Raw genomic sequence first — 19,853 nt, 5'->3', positions numbered from 1 at the left:
GGGTAAATTTGTATTATGAATTTAGGAAATTATTTATTAAGTTTGATAATTTGGCTACCAATTGTTGGTGGCTTTGTTGTCTTAGCAACAAAAACTAAAGAGTTGAATGGAGATGCTGCACGCTGGGTTGCGTTAGTATTTAGCTGTTTAACTTTAGTGCTATGTGTGCCGCTAGTAACAGCTTTTGATTATGGTAGTTCTGCTATGCAGTTTCAGGAATCTGTTACGTGGTTCAAAGTTTTTGGTATGCATGATGTTTATTATGGACTTGGTGTTGGTGGCTTTTCAGTATTGTTTATAGTTTTGACATGTTTTGCGACATTAGTAATTGTGTTGGCTGCGTGGACATCAATTACGACTAAAATTAGGCAGTACATGGCAATATTTTTAATTACGTGTGGTCTAACAAATGGTGTTTTCTGTGCGACAGACTCGATATTGTTCTATGTCTTCTGGGAGGCACTACTTATTCCAACGTGTCTTGGTATTGGTATTTGGGGTGGTAAGAACAAAGCATATGCTGCTGTTAAATATTTCATGTATACCTTCTTTGGTTCGGTATTTTTGCTGGCTGCCATACTATATATACAGACAAAGGTAGCGGAGTCACCTTCTGATATTTTAGTAAGTGCTGATACTTATTCTATTCAGAACTTTATTGCTTGGGCAACACACTCTCAAGCATTAGCAAATGGTGTTAATTTTACCCTTACTGCACAGTGGCTTGTTTTTGGAGCATTTTTCTTGGCATTTGCAGTTAAAATTCCAATGTGGCCATTCCATTCGTGGTTGCCAGATGCTCACTCAGAGGCTCCTGCGGGTGGTTCTGTTATCCTTGCGGCTTTGATGCTTAAGTTAGGTGCATATGGTTTCTTGAGGTTTGCTATTCCTATGTTGTCAGAAGTTACGGCATCTTTAGAGTATGCTTTAATTATATTATCTTTGATCGCTATAGTATATGTTGGTATAGTTGCTGTAGCTCAAACAGATGTAAAAAGGCTGATCGCATACTCATCAATCTCACATATGGGGCTTGTTACTCTTGGTTTATTCTCAATCTTTATTTTAAAAAATGCAAACACGGTTCTAGGAACTACTCATGCACAGCTTGCTATTCAAGGTGCTGTATTTCAAATGATAGCCCATGCGTTTTCATCAGGGGGAATGTTTATAGGTATCGGTTATTTATATTTAAGAATGCATACAAGGCAGATTTCGGATTTTTCTGGTGTGGCTAAAACTATGCCTATATTTGCAACGTTTTTCTTACTTTTTTGTATGGCTAATGTTGGCCTACCTGGTACAAGTGGTTTTGTTGGAGAGTTTATGATTCTATTGGCAGTATTTCAATATTCTCCTTTAATAGCCTTGATTGCAGGTTTAACTCTGATAATAGCACCTATATATACACTATGGATGTATAAGAGAGTTTTCTTTGGAGAAGTCATATCTACGCAAGTAGCTAATCTTACAGATTTGAATAAGATGGAGTTGTTTGTATTTATATTGTTAGCGGTGCCGACTTTATTGTTTGGTTTCTATCCAGAGCCGATATTGCATCTTTCTGCTGCTGCATCGGCAAATATTGTTGGTTTATCTCTATAAGGTGGTGTTTTGATTATGAATTTATCAATACTTTACATATTACCGGAAATATTATTAGCTGTTGGTATTATTGCTATAATGTTTTCAGGATTATTCTTACATGGAAAAATAAGAAATATAAATTATATATTTTTCCAAGTATTCGCAGTGTTAGCTCTTATAGCAACATTTGCTAAAATCTACTTGCTTCAGTCAAGTGGATCTGTGTTTGAAGGACAGGTTGTATTTAGTGGTTTTGCTTATACCTTACAAATTACTATATTAGTTTTATCTCTGTTTGTTGCGTTGTACTCAAGAGACTATGTTAGAGATAGGAAAATATCTGATGGTGATTTTTATACCCTTTTAATGTTGTGTATATTAGGGGCGATGGTTCTAACAGCAGCACATAGTTTAATAACTATATATGTCGGTTTAGAACTTTTATCACTACCTTTGTATGCTTTAATAGCCATTTATAGAAATTCAGGTGAGGGCTTAGAAGCTGCCATTAAATACTTTGTATTAGGAGCGATTGCTTCAGCTCTTTTACTATTTGGTATGTCATTTGTTTATGGAATTACAGGTCAGCTAGATATTTCAGGAATAGCTCATGCTTTAGCACAGAATAACTTCACAGGTTTGGAGCAGAAATTTTTACTTGTTTGTTTAGTAATGATGATTGCAACATTCTTATTTAAGCTTGGAGCATTTCCATTTCATATGTGGCTACCTGATGTTTATCAGGGCGCACCAAATGCAGTAGCTAATATTGTTGCGACTATTCCTAAGGTAGCAGCTTTTGCTATGCTTGTGAATATTCTTTTTGTAGGCTTTCCTTCATTAAAAGACTCTTGGGTGTATTTATTTAAAGTAATTGGTATATTATCAATATTTTTTGGTAGTTTAGTTGCTTTATCACAAACTAATATAAAGAGGCTGCTTGGATACTCAACAGTTTCACAAATAGGTTTTGTACTTTTAGCTACAACATTAAATCCTCAAGGATATGCATTAACTACAGCAAGCTTCTATGTGATTGTTTATGTATTTACTGCCTTAGCAGCTTTTGGTGTGCTTACAACTATTAGTGTTGGTGGTTATGAAGTGCAAACTTTAAGAGATCTGAAAGGCTTTAATACAAAAAATTCTTGGTTGTCGTTTATTCTACTTATAGTTTTATTCTCAATGGCTGGTATTCCTCCATTTGGTGGTTTTATAGCTAAGCTATTTGTTGTGATGGGGTTAATAAATGATGGTAACTATATTTTAGCATGCTTTGTGTTGATGATGGCTGTGATAGCATCATTCTATTATGTTAGAGTTATTAAAACTATGTACTTTGATGAGCCTGAAAATGATCGTAAAGTAGAAGCGTCTTTATTAACTCTTGTTGCATTAAGTGTGAATGGCTTAGTTTTATTATTCTTAGGTATTATGCCTATGCTTCTTCTAGGTGTTCTTTCCCAGGTTACAGACGTTATATAAAGTTTAATCATTATTGCCTATTTATTTCATAACTTTTATACTTCTAATTAGAAATAATTAATTTTTTGTTGTTATGAAAGAAATTTTAGGTCCAGTAAATGATGTTATCAAAAATTCTAAAGAGAATATAGTTAACAAAAGTCTCAAGAGACTTGATGTTGTTAGTAGAGAAGAGTTTGAAACTCAAAAAAAGATATTGTTAAAAACAAGGCAAAAGCTTGAGCAGATAGAAGCAAAATTAGATACGCTTCTTGATGATAAAGGCTGATATGTCTTTAGCAATATTAAAAAGTAGAGCTCAGCTCGGTATTGAGGCTCCATCAGTATCTATAAAAGTTCATTTATCCAATGGGTTGCCAGGATTATCAATAGTTGGTCTACCTGAAGCAGCTGTTAAAGAAAGTAAAGATCGTGTCCGTAGTGCAATTATAAACTCGGGTTTTAATTTTCCAAATAAACGAATAACTATAAATCTTGCTCCTGCTGATTTGCTTAAAAGTAGCGGACGTTTCGATTTGCCAATAGCATTAGGTGTTTTATACGCTTCTAGACAAATTAATCCAACCAAAAAAATTGATGATTATAAGTTTGCTGGCGAATTATCTTTAAGTGGAAAACTTAGGAAAATATCTAGTGCTATCTCAATGGCAATAAAATGCGTACAGAATAATAAAAAACTTATTATTCCACTTCAAAATGAAAAGTAAATAGCTCTTGTAGAAGATATTCATGCGTACGCTTTAAATGATTTAAATCAAGTTGTTGATTTCTTATCTGGTGACATGGTCAAACAAAAAATTAAGTTTGAAACATATATTAGTTTTGATGGTTTGTATCAGGATCTAGAAGATATTAAAGGGCAGTACCAGGCTAAACGAGCCTTGGAGATAGCTGCTGTAGGTGGGCACAATATTCTTTTAGTGGGTCCTCCGGGTACAGGTAAGACAATGTTGGCTAGTAGGTTAAACTCTATTTTGCCACCACTAGACAAGAAAGAGGCTCTATCATCAGCTATGATTGCCTCAATTAAAGGTGAATCAGGTATTGCAGAGAGTTTTTATAAAAGACCATTTAGGCATCCTCACCATACCTCTTCAGGAGTATCTCTAGTTGGAGGGGGTAGCAATCTGATCTACCCCGTCAATTTGTGACAGTTTACTACTTCATTTTCCATTATATATTCAAATTGATATGGAGTCATATAATTTATTGTAGAATGTCTCCTTTTTGTATTATAGTAAGCTTCAATATATTCAAATATTGATAGTTTAGCTTCTTCTCTAGTTTTATAGCTTTCATCATGTACTAACTCTACTTTTAAAGTTCCAAAGAAACTTTCACAAGCAGCATTATCGTAACAGCATCCTTTAGAGCTCATACTTGATAGTAGCCAGTGTTCTTTAATAATGTCTTGATATTGTTTGCTACAGTACTGTGACCCTTTATCAGAGTGTATAATCACACAAAGATACAGCCACCCCTCTTGTGTAGGTACATAAGTTATATCTGTAACCCACCTATGATTTACAGATAAAGCAGTGAAGTTTTGTTCTAATAAATTATCAGAAACATGTTTGTTGTGGTTAGAATCTATAGTTTTCTTATGCTTACGAGCCGCTTTAGCATGTAAACCAAGTAATTTCATACGTTTAGATACTCTAGGTTGAGTAACTTTCCAACCCATATCTTTAAGCTCTTTGTATATCCTAACACTTCCATATCTAGATTTATGTTCATTAAAATAGCATCATCTAGTTCAGCATTGCCTTTTACCTATAGGTTTATGAATCCATCTGTAATATGAAGATGTGCTCACATTCAAAGATTTACATAGTGTTGTTACTGGCATAACTTTATAATGCTCCTTAATAAAGGCGTACCTTACAGATTTTGCTTTGCAAAGTACGCTGTGCCTTTTTTAGTATTTCACGCTCTGTTTCTGCCTGTTTGAGTTTTTTCTTCAAATCAGTATTTTCAAAAGATAGTTGCTGGTACTGCGTTTTATAATCTATCTTTATTTCTTTCTGAGGGTTTGACATGGCTTTGGATATCCAACTGCAAATGGTTTTATATTTAACCCCTAAATTATCTGCTATTTCTCGTCTATTTGCATCTGGTTGTAAACATAATTTAACAGCTTCATCTTTAAACTCTTTTGTATATCTCATCTTGTCTCCTTTTCTTAACACCTAAGTGTCCCAAATAGGAGGGTATGATCAGTTAATAAAGTCGCTATACAAGAAGCAATAAGTTATAGAAAAATGGACAAATTTATTAAGTAGCTTTAGAATAATAACATTATGAAATAACTAAAGTAGTCTGAAGTAAAAATTGCTCTATTTTTAAACTACTTTATTTTCTATAATTATTATCATGAATATAATTGAACGCTAGTTAGCGTTTTTGGAACGAAAAGGTACTATTTTATGAGAGAGCTTTTTTTAGATGCATTTGGTGAAAAGAAATTAGACAAGCCTCCTATATGGATTATGCGCCAAGCAGGTAGATATTTACCTGAGTATAGAGCAGTTAGGTTAAAGTTTGAGAACTTTATGGATATGTGTCGTGATGCTGAAGCTTGTTGCGAAGTAGCGCTTCATCCATTAGATCGGTATGATCTTGATGCTGCTATCGTTTTTTCAGATATTTTAACAATTCCTGAAGTGATGGGAATGGATCTTAAGTTTATTAAAGGTGTTGGACCAGTATTTTCGGATCCTATCGAATTTGAGAAGGATCTAGATAAACTAAAATCTGTGGAAGAGAGTGTTGGAGGTTTAGAATATGTTTATAATGCTGTTAAAACTACTAAATCAGCAATAAAAGTGCCTTTGATAGGTTTTACAGGTAGTCCATGGACTTTAGCTGCGTATATGATTGAGGGTTCAGGATCAAAACAGTTTAATAAGTTACGAAAAATGATGTATTCAAATTCTGAATTAATGCATACTTTACTGCATAAATTAGCTGATATAACAGTTATATACTTACTTGAGCAGGTTAAGTCAGGAGCTAACTCTTTAATGATTTTTGATACGTGGGGGGGAATTCTACCATTGGAGCAGTATAAAGCATTTTCTTTAAAATATATGGAGTGTATTGCTAAAAGAGTTAAGCAAAGTGTAGATGTTCCAATTGTGTTTTTTACTAAAGGTGGCGCAAACTTTTTTGGTGAGTTAAAAGATAAGTCTTGTGACGGTGTAGGTGTTGACTGGAATATGACTATAAAGCAGGCCCGTCACAGAGTTGGTGTAGGCAAAGTTCTTCAAGGTAACTTTGATCCTGCTTTTCTTTATGGGAGTTCAGATAGTATTAGGCAAACAGTTAAGAAACATATGGAGTTTATTCAATCAGATAGATTAAATAACTATATTGTGAATCTCGGTCATGGTATTTATCCTGATATAGATCCTGATAATGTTAAAGTAATGGTAGATGCTATCAGAGAATTTAGTGTTTAGGAAAAACTTAATTACAATAAAGATTTATTAAAAGTCTTGACATAGTCGAAAACACTGTTATTATATACAGCTATAGACGCGGGGTGGAGCAGCTTGGTAGCTCGTCGGGCTCATAACCCGAAGGTCGTTGGTTCAAATCCAGCCCCCGCTACCAATCATGAATTTTTTATAAAGGCCCTTTAAGGGCCTTTTTGATATCTGGAGATATGAAAGATCTAAGGGGTGAAAATGTTACTAGATAATTTATATGATATAGTAGAACCCATCGCGGCTGACTTAGGCTATATTTTATGGGGGATAGAGGTTGTAGTAGGAAGTGGCAAAGTTACTATACGTATCTTTATTGATCATGAGGGTGGCGTTTCTGTTGATGATTGTCAGACTATTAGTAAAGAAGTTAGTACAATGTTTGATGTTGAGGATCCTGTATCTGGAGAATATGTCTTAGAAGTATCTTCTCCAGGCATGAATCGCCAGATTTTCAATATAACTCAGGCACAAGCACTGGTAGGTTTCAATGTGAAAGCTGTTACTTTAGCACCTGTTGAATTACAGACAAAGTTCAAGGGCTTGCTAAAAAAAGTTGATGGTAATAATGTTATTCTAGAGCTAGAGAATAGCAAAGAGGTGAGCTTTGATTTTGATGAGCTTAAAAGGTTAAGAGTGTCACCAGATTTTAGTTAGATAGAAGGAATTAGATATGAGCAAAGAATTATTGTTAGTATTAGAAACTGTAGCTAATGAAAAAGATATTTCAAAGGATCTTTTATTTGAGGCTATGGAAGAGGCTTTGGCTATTGTAACTAAAAAAGAACTTGATGAGCAAATGAATATAGAAGTTACTATTGATAGGGTAACAGGAGATTTTACAGCGAATAGAGTTTGGCATATTGTTTCTGAAGATGAAGATTTAATAGATTATTCAAAGGAGCTCTATGAAGATGTTGCTCAAGAGAAAGGCTATAATGTTAAAGCTGGTGATGTGATTCGTGAGCCAGTAGAAGTTAAAGAATATGGTCGTATAGCAGCGACAATGGCGAAACAAATTTTGATGAAAAAAATCAAAAACTTTGAGAAAGAAAAAACAGCAAAAATTTATCAAGGTAAAATCGGTGATATTGTTTATGGTGAAGTTAAAAGAGCAACATATGAAATATTGATTATTGACCTTGGTAGCAATGCTGAAGGTATCTTGCTTAAGAAAGATCTTATCGCTAGAGAAAGATTCCGTGTTGGTGATAAAATTAGAGTGTGCGTAGAAAGCGTTGAGCAGGATGAGTTTGGCAAACCAAACACTGTGATGCTAAGTAGAGCAAGTAATACAATGCTAAAAGCATTATTTAAATTAGAAGTTCCAGAAGTGGAAGAAGAGCTTATAAATATAGTAAGTGTTGTTCGTGAGCCAGGTTTTAGATCTAAGGTAACAGTTAAAAGTAATGATAAGAGAATTGATCCTTGTGGTGCATGTGTAGGTGTTAGAGGCTCAAGGATTCATTCGATAATGAATGAATTAAATGGTGAGAAAGTTGACGTTATTCTTTGGGATGAGGATGCTGTACAGTATGCAATTAACTCTTTATCTCCTGTAGATTCTGAGGACATATTAGAAGTTAATGTTGATGAAGAGTCAAATGCAATGGATATTGTTGTTAAGCAGGAAAGTTTATCTAAGGCAATTGGAAAAAATGGTGTTAATGTAAGATTAGCTAGTGCTCTTATTGGTTGGAGAATAAATGTTCTATCTGATACTGAGCAAGAAGAAAAGCAAATATCTATAGTAGAGAAGTTTGTTGAAGTCTTAGATATAGATCATGATTTTGCTTTAGTATTGATAGAGGAAGGCATAGAGACTCTTGAAGATTTGGCTTATTTGGATAGAGATGAACTTTTAGAGATTGAAGGCTTTGGTGAAGATGTTGTTGATGAACTTCAAGAAAGAGCTAAAGCAGCAGTTTTATCAGAAGCTTTAGGCGATGGTGAGCCAGCGGAAGACTTACTAAATATGCAAGGAATGAATCAAGATTTAGCAAATCAACTAGCTCAGAATAATATAGTTACTATGGAAAATCTAGCAGAATTATCAGTTGATGAGCTACTTGATATTGTGGTTATGGATGAAGAACAAGCAACAGATTTAATTATGCAAGCTAGAGCTCCTTGGTTTGAATAGGAAAGTACACGTATAATATAGAGTACAAGGGAGAGGAAAATGGCAGATATTACAGTTGGGCAATTGGCACAACAAACCAACAAAGATGTAGATACATTACTAAAACAACTTGAGTCTTTTGGTATATCTAAATCTAATGAAAAAGATACACTTACATCTGATGAGATGAAGACACTTTTAGCAAAAATTAACAGTGCAAAAAGCCCATCAACTAGAAAAAAAGTAACAACTATGCAGCTTGATGGTAAGCATAAAATAAATGTTTCAGTTAAGCGCAAAAGACGTGTTGCTAAAAGAGTCGAAGATGTTAAACCAGTTGCTCTGGATAGTGGTGCACAAGCTCAAGAACAATCTGTTAATGATGCTCAGCCTGTGACTGAATTCAAAAAAGAACAAGCTTTAGCTCCAGTAGAAAAGAGATTTGAGAAAGAAGTTAAGACTGTTGCGACACAAGAGTTTAAAGCATCTACTGTAAAAAGTAGTGGTTTTAAGATAACGTCAATGCCTGAGGTAGTCTCGAAGGCAAACAACCAAGAAGAGAATACTTCTAAAGCAGATGATGCTAATAGTAAACAATTAAAGAAAAAACCTGTAAAGAAAGCTTTTTCTGAATCTACTAGTAATACTAAGTATAAGAGAGAAGAAGAAGAAAAAAAATCTAAAGCTAAGAAAACTAGTGGTAAAGGATTTAAAAAAGCTAATCCTAGACAGTTATCTCAGCTTACAGGTGATTTAGACTCATTTGATGGGTTTAGCTCTAGAAAAGGTAAGGTTAAACCTTCAAAAGTTAAAAGGCAAGAATTCACAAAACCTGTTGAAAATACAGTAAAAACTGTAGAAATATATGAGGGAGTCACTGTTAGTGACCTGGCACAGAAGATGGCTGTTAAAGGTGCTGAAGTTGTTAAAATATTATTTAATATGGGCGTAATGGCAACTATTAATCAGTCTTTAGATCAAGATACAGCGATTTTAATAGTTGAGGAAATGGGCCATAAATATACTCTACATAATGAAAATGCTTTAGAAGAAGCTATTACAACAGTTGATAGAAGTGGTCATGAACAAATTTCAAGAGCGCCAGTAGTTACTATTATGGGTCATGTTGACCATGGTAAGACATCTTTACTTGATTATATTCGTAATGCTAGGGTTGTTGATGGTGAGGCAGGTGGTATAACACAGCATATTGGAGCATATTCTGTAAAAACTAAGAAAGGATCTTTAACCTTTTTAGATACTCCTGGGCATGAAGCTTTTACCTCTATGCGTGCTAGAGGTGCTAAGAGTACGGATATTGTAATTCTAGTTGTAGCTGCAGATGATGGCGTAATGCCACAGACTGAAGAAGCTATTCAACATGCTAAAGCTGCTAAAGTTCCAATAGTTGTAGCTGTAAATAAAATAGATAAAGATGATGCTGATCCAGACAAGGTTATTGGAGAGTTAGCTCAGAGAAATGTTATCCCAGAATCTTGGGGTGGTGATGTGATGTTTGCCAATGTTTCTGCAAAAACAGGAGAAGGTGTTTCTGGGCTTTTAGATGCTGTGTTATTACAATCTGAGGTGCTTGAATTGGAAGCTTTTGCTGATGGTAATGCTGAAGGAGTTGTTGTTGAGTCTCGTTTAGAAAAAGGGCGTGGTCCGGTTGCAACTGCATTAGTTCAGAATGGTAAGCTTAAGCAAGGCGATATAATTCTTTGTGGTAAGGAGTATGGACGTGTTAGGGCTATGTATAATGATCTTGGTAGTCAAATCGAGATAGCAGGACCTTCTACTCCAGTTGAGATACTTGGCTTGTCAGGTGTTCCAGCAGCTGGAGATGAGATGATTGTTGTTGAGAATGATAAGAAGGCAAAAGAAGTTGCAACACAAAGGGCTCAAAAACAAAAAGAAGCTAAAATTGCTCAAGAACAAGCTCTTAAGTTATCTAATATGTTTAATAACATGGGTAAAGATGGAGAACAACAAATACTTAAAATTATTCTTAAAGGTGATGTCCAAGGTTCTGTAGAGGCTATTAGAGAGTCATTGAATAAGCTTTCAACAGAGGACGTTAAGGTTGATATTATTGCTGGTGGTATCGGTGGAATTACCTCATCTGATGTTACTTTGGCAGTTGCTTCAACAGCTGTTATTGTTGGTTTTAATGTTCGTGCTGATGGTGCAGCTAAGAAGTTAGCTGAGAGTGATGGTGTTGAGCTTCGTTATTATAATATTATTTATGACTTAATAGATGATGTTAAGAAAGCGATGACGGGTCTGTTATCTCCAGAGATGAAAGAGCAAATTATTGGTATTGCTGAAGTTAGAGAGGTTTATAGATCATCTAAGTTTGGTTCAATCGCAGGTTGTATGGTTATTGAAGGAACTGTAAAAAGAACTAATCCTATCCGTGTACTAAGAGATAGTGTTGTTATTTATGAAGGAAGCCTTGAATCACTGAAAAGATTCAAAGATGATACAGCAGAGGTCAAAAAAGGCATGGAATGTGGTATCGGTGTGAAAAACTATAATGATGTCCACGCAGGTGATCAAATAGAGGTATTTGAGGTTATTGAAGTAGCTAAGGAGCTATAAGTATTATGGCTGCAGAAGGTAGAGTACAAAGAGTAGCAAGTGAATTACAGAAGGTGATATCATTATTGCTACGTACTAAAATAAAAGATCCTAAACTTGCTACGGCAACTATAACAGAAATAGATCTTTCTAGAGATTTGTCGTATGCAAAAGTTTACTATACTTGCATTGTTGCTGAAGATGGTGAGTATATTTCAAAAGCTTTTGATAAATCAAAAGGTTTCTTCAGGTCATCAATAGCAAAATCTTTAAATCTAAGAATAGTGCCGAATCTTAAATTTATCTATGATAAATCACTAGATTACGGTATGGAAATGGAAGATAAAATACAAAAAGCTTTAGATGCAGATTCTAAGATAATCAAGAAAGATGATAAGTCTCTTGAAGATAATTATAAAGATAGCAGTAAAGAAAATAAAGCTGAAAAATTGAGGTAGATTTTCTATGAGCAAACTTACTGCTATTAGAGGGTTTAATGATACATTGCCTGAGCAAAGCCACAAGTGGCAGTTTTTAGAATCTAAAATAAAATCCATTCTTAATAATTATAATTATGATGAAGTTAGGCTTCCAATTCTAGAAAAGAGTGAACTTTTTCATAGAAGTGTTGGTGAAACATCTGATATTGTTTCAAAAGAGACATATGATTTTTTTGATAGAAATGGGGATGGTCTGACTTTACGTCCAGAAGGAACTGCTGGGTGTGTAAGAATGGTTATAGAAAATAGCTTAGCCAATAGAGGACAAACCCAGAAGCTCTGGTATTGTGGACCAATGTTTCGTTATGAGCGCCCACAGAAAGGGCGCTATCGTCAGTTTTACCAGCTAGGTGTTGAAGCTTATGGCTTTGATTCGATCGGTATTGATTTAGAAATTATTTCTGTGGCATGGAACTTATTTAAAGAGTTGGATATTTCAGGGCATGTTACACTAGAGTTAAATAGTTTAGGCTCTAATACTAATAGACAAGAGTATGTTAAAGCGCTATTGAAATATTTAGAGACATATCACAATGAGTTAGATGAAGACTCTATTAAAAAGTTAAACAAAAACCCTTTGAGAATATTAGATTCAAAAATATCAAAAATTCAAGAAATTCTTGAGAATGCTCCAAAACTAATAGACTTTATCGATGATGAATTAAAGCTAAGATTTGAGCAGACTTGTGAATATCTTGATGCAATAGGGGTTAAATATGTGGTCAACTATAACCTTGTAAGAGGTTTAGACTATTATAGTGGATTAGTTTTTGAATGGACGACTGATAAGCTGGGCGCACAAAGTGCCATTTGTGCTGGAGGGAGATACGATAGTCTAATAGAAACTCTTGGTGGTCAAAAGGCTGGATCGATAGGTTTTGCTATTGGTATGGAACGTTTGCTATTACTTTTAGAGGAGCTTGGTAAACTATCAATCAAAAAAGATGTTTGCGATGTTTTCTTTGTGTTAGATAAAGAACAATTACATAAATCTTTCACAATAGTTGAAAATGTTAGGGCTGCTCTTCCTTGTTTAAGAATTTGTATGGATCTTAAGAGTGGTGGTTTTAAATCACAATTTAAAAAAGCTGACAAATCAGGTGCAAAAATTGCTGTAATAATTGGTTATGATGAATTCCAAAATGGAGTTGCTAGTATTAAGTATCTTCAACAAGAGCATCCTCAGAAACAAGTTTTATTGAGTGAGCTGGTAAATTTTTTAGAAAGATAGGGGTATGAAATTAAAATTACATAATATAAAAGGTTATGCTTGGATTGTTGTCGTTCTAAGTTCATTCTTGTTGATAGACAAGTATATAATGAATGTCTCTCCTAGTTTAATTGCTAATGATTTGATGAGTAGTTTTTCAATAGATGCTACTGAAATGAGTGCAATGGTTTCATTGTTTTTATGGTCTGTGGTGTTTTGTCAGTTTTTTATAGCTGGACCAATTGTTGATAGATTGGGGTTTAGAAAGGTTAGCTTCTTTTCTTTGATCTTATCTGCTGTTGGGTTATTACTGTTTGTTTTATCAGCAGATATTCATAGCTTTGTTCTAGGTTGCGTCTCAAGATTAATTATTGGTATTGGAGCATCTTTTGCAACAGTGGGATATATAAAAGCAGCAGCAGTATGGTTCAGTCCACGTAAATTTGCATTTGTTTGTAGTTTTCTTATGACGGCTGCAATGACTGGAGCATTATTAGGACAGGTCCCTTTAGCGTATCTTATAGAGCTAACAGGATCATGGCATACAGCTTTAGAGAGTTATGCTTGTTTTAGTGTTGTTATGGCGCTGCTTTATTTGGCTTTAGTCAGAGATTATAATCCCTATGCATTACATGTAAATGAAAAAACAACTGACTCAGGAACCCTGGCAAGTATAAAGAAAGTATTATTAAATAAAAATAATTGGTATCTTACTTTATATACAGGCTTAACTTTTACAACAATAGATGTCTTTGGTGGAATTTGGGGTAATAATTATTTTAGAGAGTTATATGGAATAACTTCAAAAGATGCATCATTTATTGTATCTATGATGTTCTTAGGTCTTGCAATAGGCTCTCCAGTTATAGGGAAGCTTTCTGAAAAGTTTGATAACAGGATAGGAATAATGGTTGTGTTTCATATTATTGCAACTATTTCATTGGCAGCTGTTTTACAGTTTAAACTTACACCAGCTTTTTCTGGGATTTTATTGTTTACATTTGGCTTTTGTCTGGGTGTTTATATGTTGGCTTTTGCTATAGGTAATAGAATTAATCCTATAGTTGTAGCAGCAACAGTTGCAGCTCTTATCAATACGGGAGAGCCATTGCTTGGAGCATTATTTGATCCTCTTATCGGACATATGCTAGATATGACATGGACAGGTCAATATATTGATGTTAATAATAGTATTACTAATGTAGTTTCAAAAGGCGCACATAGGTACTTTGGAGTCGAAGCTTATCATAATGCCTTCTTGATATTAGTTTTAAGTATGATTGTGTCATTTTTCTTATTAATTTTAGTTAAAGATAGAGAAGTTAAGTGAAAAAATGAATCTTAAAGAAATATATTTTGAAAAAGTTAAGAAGCTTAATTTAAAAGCAGACTCTTTACAAATTGAGGCTGTAGAAAGTTTACAAGAGATAGTTGATCAACTACTTTCGAAAAAGGTCTCAAAAATTAGATTATTTACTAAACCTATCTATCCATTTATTAATGGATTGTATATGTGGGGAGGTGTTGGTAGAGGTAAAACATTTATTATGGATATTTTCTATAATAACTTACCTATAGAGAAGAAAAAACGTCAGCATTTTTCGCATTTTATGAAAAGCATTCATTCACAACTGAAAAAGTATCAAGGTAAAAAAAATCCTATATCAAAAGTGGCTTACGATATGGCTAAAGAAATGCAAATAATATGCTTTGATGAATTTTTTGTTGAAGATATTGCTGATGCAATGATACTAGGGGGTGTTTTTACAGAACTGTTTAAGCTGGGAGTAGTCTTAGTAGCAACTTCTAATATAGAGCCAGAAAAATTATATCGCAATGGCTTACAAAGAGAGCTATTTTTGCCAGCGATTGATATTTTGGTTGAACATGTTAATATTCTAAATTTAGATTCTGGTATAGATTATCGCTTTCGTTTGCCCACAGATTATATGAATTATTTATATCCATATAATGAGCAAAATCGGAAGAACTTTTTTGATAGATTCTTTATAAGAAACAAGCATTTTGATAAAGATTCTAAAATAGAGGTTTTAGGAAGAAGTATTTCTACACTGCTTTTAAGTAATAGTGATGTTTGTTTTGACTTTAAGGTTATCTGTGGTAACGGTAGAAGTTCGCAAGACTATATAGATATTTGTGAGAGGTTTGAGCAAATATTTATATATAATTTGGTTGGTTTTGATGAGTATAATGAAGATATGGCGAGACGTTTCATTGCTATTATAGATGAGCTTTATGACCAAAATAAAAAAGTCATAATTTTGGCTAATTATGATTTTAAAGATATGTATAAAGGTGAGAGACTAAAATTTGAGTTTCAACGAACAGTGAGTCGACTTAACGATATGCAAAATCCAAGATTTGGAGCATTAGATGAATAAGGTTCAGTTTCTTGAGGTTTCTGAAGATGTTAATAGTCAACGTATAGATAATTTTTTAATAGGGCAATTTTCAAGGTTGCCTAGGTCTTTAATTTATCGCTGGATTCGAAAAGGAGAGTTACGAGTAAATAAAAAAAGAGTGAAACAAACATCACGAGTTAGTGCTGGAGATATTGTTCGAGTACCTCCATTTAGTCTTGAAGAAGATCAAAAACAAATAAGAATATCACAATCGCATCTTGATTTTCTTGAACAACAAATACTCTATGAAAATGACGATTATATGGTTGTAGATAAGCCATCAGGAATGGCAGTACATGGAGGGTCTGGAGTAAGTTCAGGGTTAGTAGAGCGCTTAAGACAGTTACGACCAAAGGCTAAACGTTTAGATTTGGTTCACAGGTTAGATAAGGAAACTTCTGGCTGTGTCATCTTAGCTAAAAAGCACAGTTCACTGGTTTACTTTTTTGATTTATTTAAACAGAGAAAGGTTAATAAAGTTTATTATGCTATAGTACACGGTAACTGGAATAAAACTATTAAAGAAATAGATTTACCATTAAAAAGAACAGAAACTATGGATGGTCAGAGGCTTGTTAAAGTTGATAGGAAAGAAGGCAAGAAAGCTTTTACAAAAATTATATCTGTCAAATATTTAGGTGATTATAGTTTACTTGAGATTAAATTAGAAACCGGACGAACTCATCAGATTAGAGTGCACACAAAATCTGTAGGTAATCCTATTGTTGCAGATAAAAAATATGGCTTTACCAATAAAGATGAGCAATTACTTAATAAAGGTGTTGATAAACTATTGTTGCATGCAGGTAGATTAGAGTTTTTTGATGAAAAACAACAAAAGAAAATATCTATAACTGCTGAACTAGATAGAAAATTTGATAGATTTTTATTAAATTAGGCTTTAGTATCTTTAATCATGATTAAAATTATTAGTGATGCAATCATACTAACAACAAGTGTTGTAAAAGCAAAGTGGTAAGAGCTTAGATCAAAGTATTTGATATCTACTGAACTTGTGTGTTGAGAGACTATTTCACCTGCTTTATTAATATATTTACCAGTCCAAGACAAGTCTAAGAAATATCCTATTAGTGGATCAAATATAGCTCCTAGAATAGGTTCTCCAGTATTTATAAAAGCAGCAACTGTGGCAGTTATTATGATTGGATTGATACGGTTGCCTATAGCAAATGAAAGCATATAAATTCCCAGACATAAGCCAAAAATAAATAGCAATATTGCTGATATTGTAGCACTAGTTTTTGCTAGCAAAACAAAACTGATGGCTATAGTACCTATTATATGAAAAAATATCATTACACCTTTTCGACTATTAAGAGTTTCAGATAGCTTACCAATGATAGGGGATCCTATAGCCATACCAATAAATATCATTGATATTATGCTAGCAGCTTCTTCTTTAGAAATGTGATAAGCCTCACGAAAATATGCATTGCCCCAAAACCCTGCAAATGCATCAACAGCTGTAAAACTAAGTCCAACATAAAATGTTAAAAGCCAATTGTTCTTGTTTTTAACAACTTCTTTTAGGGCATCTATAGTCTTTAGCTGGTTGTTAGGGGAGTTAGCATTAGGTTGTTTGGGGTTAAAATCACGGACAATAATATAATATACAACACCCATTAGTAAACTAGCTACAGAAAATAGTAGCATAGCCATTTTCCAGTCACCGCAAAGACTAATTAAATATGCTAGAGGGGCTTGAGCGCATAATGCTCCAATCATTGCGGCAGTGGCTAAGAAACTCGCTGCAAAAGCAAATTTACGAGGTTTAAACCATACTGAAACGGCTTTAAGGTAAGATATTGTAGCAAAAGAAACACCTAATCCTGTAATTATTCTAGCGATATATGCCATGCTAAGACTACCAATATTTGCTGCAACTACAAACAATATAACTCCAATAGCTGAGATGATTATTGAGATAGGGCTAATTAATCTAAAACCAAATTTATCAATAATTGGCCCAGCTAGAAAAAGTTGACAAATAATAATGGACCAGAAAAAAGCAGAGCCTAAAGCACCTGTTTCTGTGGCATTTGTACCAAAATTTGCCATCATGTTATCTGTAATAAGGCTTGGAAAAACCTGCATGACATATTTGTCAAACAACAAAAAAGAACTTAGTATAATTATTATCCAAGCATAGCCTCGTATGTTGTGTATTTTTTGCTCCATAAATCTATTATTGTATTATCAAGATATAAGTATAAGCTTTAATTTTAAGCTTGAAAGCATACTAATTCAAGATAAAAGCTTTTCTTTTCTAATATAATATTTTTTGTTATGATAAGGAATGATTTTTATTAACTGATGTATATGTTTATGCTAGCAAACATAAAGATTGATGCTAAAAAGTTTGTATTGATGCAAGTAACCTTAGTTCTGATTGGCTATATTGTTACACTTACATTTTTTAATTATCCATATGCAAATTCTTTTTTTATGGGAGCTATAACTATGTTTATTGCTAATTTTGTATTTTTTGGTAGACTTTTTATCAGCAAACAGTTCTCTCCTGGTGTTGAGATTGCTGTTTTTTATTTAAGTGAGTTACTTAAGCTAAGTATAGTAGTAGTCATAACTATAATGTTAGCCATTTATGTAAAACCGAAATTATTTTCTTACATTTCTGGATTAGTTTTGTTACAATTAGTGGCGTGTTTTGTGCCTATCTTGTTTAAGAAGACCAGATAGGATTATTTTTGTGGTTTGAAATAAAAATATAATACTTTTAGAGTAATATTTAATTTATATTGGTGGAAAGTTTAATGGCAAATACAGAGGCAGGCTCTCAAATAGCTACTGAATATGTTCAGCATCATTTGCATCATTGGCAAATAAGCTTAGGAAAAGGTTCTTTCTGGCAGCTTAACGTTGATTCGCTTCTAGTAAGCGGAATCTTAGGTGTTGTTTTTATTCTTGTGATGTTCTTGGTAGCGAGAAGAGTTCATTCTGGTGTACCTGGTAAACTTCAAAATATAGTTGAGGCTATATGGGAATGGATGGATGGATTAGTTGCCGAAAACTATCATCATAAAAGAGATTTTGTAACCCCTTTAGCTCTTACAATATTTGTCTGGGTTGTTTTAATGAATCTCATGGATCTTTTACCTGCAGACCTTTTTGGTTGGATCCTCAGTTTTTTTGCAGGAGGTCATGAGCCTTATTTTAGGGTTGTTCCTACAGCTGATCCAAATGTGACATTTGCTATGTCTATAGCAGTATTTTTCTTGGTTGTCTTTTATAACCTTAAAGCAAAAGGGTTTGGGTTGTTTAAAGAAATTTTAAGTGCGCCTTTCGGTATTTGGTTATTTCCGCTAAATATATTTTTTAGATTAGTTGATGAGATTGTTAAACCAGTTTCTTTATCACTGCGTTTGTTCGGTAATATTTTTGCCGGTGAACTTATCTTTATCCTTATAGCTTTGTTACCTTGGTGGTTCCAGTGGATGTTAGGTGGAGTGTGGGCTATATTCCATATATTAATAGTTTTGATACAGGCATTTGTATTTATGATGCTAACTGTGGTGTATTTGAATATGGCTCAAGAAGCCCATTAGTTTTAGTTAACTTTAAAAAATAAATCTTTAGAAAAAACAGGAGAAATGAAAAATGAATATGTCTTTACAAGTATTAGGGAATTTAAATGGCTTGACTGCAATTGCAGTTGCTTTGTTGATTTCTTTACCTGCATTAGGAACAGCTATTGGTTTTGGTGTTCTTGGTGGTAAGTATCTTGAAGGCGTTGCTCGTCAGCCTGAGCTAGGAGGTATGTTGCTTGGTCGTATGTTTATTGTTGCTGCTTTTGTGGATGCGTTTGCTGCAATCTCAATAGCTATTGGCTTTTTAGTTCTTTATGCAAACCCTCTAGCAATCTCTGGTTTAGCAGAGGCTGCTCAAAAAGTAGTTGGTGCATAGATAAAATTATAAAATCATGAATTTCATTATCTAAAGGATAAGTAGATGGATATTAATATAACCCTAATAGGCCAAATGATAACATTTGCAATCTTTGTTGGTTTTACAATGAAGTTTGTATGGCCACCACTGCGCAAAGCTTTAGACGAGCGTAGAGAGAAGATAGCTGAAGGTTTAGCTTCTGCTGATAGGGCATCTAGAGAATTAGAAGTTGCTAAAAGAAAATCAGCTGAAGTTTTGCGTGAAGCAAAAGCAAAGGCCACTGAAATAGTCGAGAATGCTTATGTTAGGGCACATAAGGTTGATGAACAAGCAAAAGAAGAAGCTATTGCAGCAGCTGATAAAATTAAGAGTATGGCTATGGCTGAGATTGAGCAAGAAAAAATTAAGGCTAGAGAAGAACTTAAAGAAGAACTTGTTGGCTTAGCTATGGCTGGTGCTAGTAAGATCATATCAGCAAAAGTTGATCAAAAAGCTAGTTATAAGATTTTAAAAGATTTTGTAGAGAAGGTATAA

At 33.8% G+C, this 19,853-nt stretch carries 21 protein-coding genes and 1 tRNA gene; 19 read left to right on the top strand and 3 right to left on the bottom strand.

Going from position 1 to position 19,853, the window contains the following annotated elements; all coding sequences use genetic code 11:
• The first annotated feature begins 15 nt into the window (after positions 1 to 15).
• From CDV26_RS10955 to CDV26_RS13355, 5 genes are all read left to right on the top strand, one after another.
• The gene (locus tag CDV26_RS10955) at positions 16 to 1,605 is read left to right on the top strand and encodes a complex I subunit 4 family protein (protein ID WP_088773292.1); all 1,590 of its coding nucleotides are present in this window, start codon (positions 16 to 18) and stop codon (positions 1,603 to 1,605) included.
• Positions 1,606 to 1,620: 15 nt separating this feature from the next.
• Complete coding sequence (locus CDV26_RS10950; protein WP_088773291.1) at positions 1,621 to 3,072, top strand: NADH-quinone oxidoreductase subunit N; 1,452 nt, start codon at positions 1,621 to 1,623, stop codon at positions 3,070 to 3,072.
• Positions 3,073 to 3,145: 73 nt separating this feature from the next.
• Entirely contained in the window at positions 3,146 to 3,340 is a 195-nt protein-coding gene (locus tag CDV26_RS10945) for an accessory factor UbiK family protein (RefSeq protein WP_088773290.1), read from the top strand.
• Positions 3,327 to 3,779, top strand: a complete 453-nt coding sequence (locus tag CDV26_RS13360; RefSeq protein WP_245806451.1) for a magnesium chelatase domain-containing protein — start codon at positions 3,327 to 3,329, stop codon at positions 3,777 to 3,779. Before CDV26_RS10945 ends, CDV26_RS13360 begins: the two co-directional genes overlap by 14 nt.
• Before the next feature lie 75 nt (positions 3,780 to 3,854).
• Positions 3,855 to 4,223: an ATP-binding protein gene (locus CDV26_RS13355; protein WP_245806450.1), complete on the top strand. Its 369-nt coding sequence runs from the start codon at positions 3,855 to 3,857 to the stop codon at positions 4,221 to 4,223.
• Here CDV26_RS13355 and CDV26_RS10935 read toward each other — a convergent pair.
• Together CDV26_RS10935 and CDV26_RS10930 are read right to left on the bottom strand one after the other, a co-directional pair.
• Positions 4,205 to 4,756, bottom strand: coding sequence for an IS3 family transposase (locus CDV26_RS10935; RefSeq protein ID WP_088773314.1), 552 nt, complete (start codon positions 4,754 to 4,756; stop codon positions 4,205 to 4,207). The two genes, CDV26_RS13355 and CDV26_RS10935, sit on opposite strands and share 19 nt — an antisense overlap.
• A gap of 181 nt (positions 4,757 to 4,937) precedes the next feature.
• A complete protein-coding gene (locus CDV26_RS10930) occupies positions 4,938 to 5,261 on the bottom strand; it encodes a transposase (protein ID WP_157671387.1) in 324 nt (107 codons plus the stop codon).
• Between the two features lie 237 nt (positions 5,262 to 5,498).
• Between CDV26_RS10930 and hemE the strand changes: the two genes are divergently transcribed.
• The 10 genes from hemE (at position 5,499) to CDV26_RS10880 (ending at position 16,293) form a co-directional block, all read left to right on the top strand.
• Entirely contained in the window at positions 5,499 to 6,533 is a 1,035-nt protein-coding gene (hemE, locus tag CDV26_RS10925) for a uroporphyrinogen decarboxylase (protein WP_088773289.1), read from the top strand.
• Positions 6,534 to 6,610: 77 nt separating this feature from the next.
• Positions 6,611 to 6,687 (top strand) — tRNA-Met (locus tag CDV26_RS10920).
• 74 nt (positions 6,688 to 6,761) lie between these two features.
• Positions 6,762 to 7,217, top strand: a complete 456-nt coding sequence (rimP, locus tag CDV26_RS10915; protein ID WP_169709736.1) for a ribosome maturation factor RimP — start codon at positions 6,762 to 6,764, stop codon at positions 7,215 to 7,217.
• Positions 7,218 to 7,233: 16 nt separating this feature from the next.
• Positions 7,234 to 8,703, top strand: coding sequence for a transcription termination factor NusA (nusA, locus tag CDV26_RS10910; RefSeq protein ID WP_088773287.1), 1,470 nt, complete (start codon positions 7,234 to 7,236; stop codon positions 8,701 to 8,703).
• 39 nt (positions 8,704 to 8,742) lie between these two features.
• A complete protein-coding gene (gene infB / locus CDV26_RS10905; protein ID WP_088773286.1) occupies positions 8,743 to 11,283 on the top strand; it encodes a translation initiation factor IF-2 in 2,541 nt (846 codons plus the stop codon).
• Between the two features lie 5 nt (positions 11,284 to 11,288).
• Positions 11,289 to 11,720 carry a 30S ribosome-binding factor RbfA gene (gene rbfA / locus CDV26_RS10900; protein WP_088773285.1) on the top strand — a complete coding sequence of 144 codons (432 nt, stop codon included), beginning with the start codon at positions 11,289 to 11,291 and terminating at the stop codon, positions 11,718 to 11,720.
• A 7-nt stretch (positions 11,721 to 11,727) separates the two neighbouring features.
• A complete protein-coding gene (gene hisS / locus CDV26_RS10895) occupies positions 11,728 to 12,993 on the top strand; it encodes a histidine--tRNA ligase (protein ID WP_088773284.1) in 1,266 nt (421 codons plus the stop codon).
• A 4-nt stretch (positions 12,994 to 12,997) separates the two neighbouring features.
• Positions 12,998 to 14,302: an MFS transporter gene (locus CDV26_RS10890; protein WP_088773283.1), complete on the top strand. Its 1,305-nt coding sequence runs from the start codon at positions 12,998 to 13,000 to the stop codon at positions 14,300 to 14,302.
• Between the two features lie 4 nt (positions 14,303 to 14,306).
• Positions 14,307 to 15,374, top strand: coding sequence for a cell division protein ZapE (gene zapE, locus CDV26_RS10885; RefSeq protein WP_088773282.1), 1,068 nt, complete (start codon positions 14,307 to 14,309; stop codon positions 15,372 to 15,374).
• Complete coding sequence (locus CDV26_RS10880; RefSeq protein ID WP_088773281.1) at positions 15,367 to 16,293, top strand: RluA family pseudouridine synthase; 927 nt, start codon at positions 15,367 to 15,369, stop codon at positions 16,291 to 16,293. Before zapE ends, CDV26_RS10880 begins: the two co-directional genes overlap by 8 nt.
• Here the strand turns inward: CDV26_RS10880 and CDV26_RS10875 are convergent.
• Complete coding sequence (locus CDV26_RS10875) at positions 16,290 to 17,594, bottom strand: MFS transporter (RefSeq protein ID WP_088773280.1); 1,305 nt, start codon at positions 17,592 to 17,594, stop codon at positions 16,290 to 16,292. The genes CDV26_RS10880 and CDV26_RS10875 overlap by 4 nt on opposite strands.
• Positions 17,595 to 17,741: 147 nt before the next feature.
• Between CDV26_RS10875 and CDV26_RS10870 the strand changes: the two genes are divergently transcribed.
• From CDV26_RS10870 to CDV26_RS10855, 4 genes are all read left to right on the top strand, one after another.
• Positions 17,742 to 18,113, top strand: a complete 372-nt coding sequence (locus CDV26_RS10870; protein WP_088773508.1) for an ATP synthase subunit I — start codon at positions 17,742 to 17,744, stop codon at positions 18,111 to 18,113.
• A 74-nt stretch (positions 18,114 to 18,187) separates the two neighbouring features.
• Complete coding sequence (atpB, locus tag CDV26_RS10865; protein WP_088773279.1) at positions 18,188 to 18,979, top strand: F0F1 ATP synthase subunit A; 792 nt, start codon at positions 18,188 to 18,190, stop codon at positions 18,977 to 18,979.
• Positions 18,980 to 19,031: 52 nt separating this feature from the next.
• Positions 19,032 to 19,337, top strand: a complete 306-nt coding sequence (locus CDV26_RS10860; RefSeq protein ID WP_088773278.1) for a F0F1 ATP synthase subunit B — start codon at positions 19,032 to 19,034, stop codon at positions 19,335 to 19,337.
• A 45-nt stretch (positions 19,338 to 19,382) separates the two neighbouring features.
• Positions 19,383 to 19,853 carry a F0F1 ATP synthase subunit B gene (locus tag CDV26_RS10855; RefSeq protein WP_088773277.1) on the top strand — a complete coding sequence of 157 codons (471 nt, stop codon included), beginning with the start codon at positions 19,383 to 19,385 and terminating at the stop codon, positions 19,851 to 19,853.

The sequence above is a fragment of the Francisella halioticida genome, from assembly GCF_002211785.1.
GTDB classification, from domain to species: Bacteria; Pseudomonadota; Gammaproteobacteria; order Francisellales; family Francisellaceae; genus Francisella; species Francisella halioticida.
Note: the sequence above shows the minus strand (reverse complement) of the source record. Positions and strands in the feature narration are given on the sequence as shown.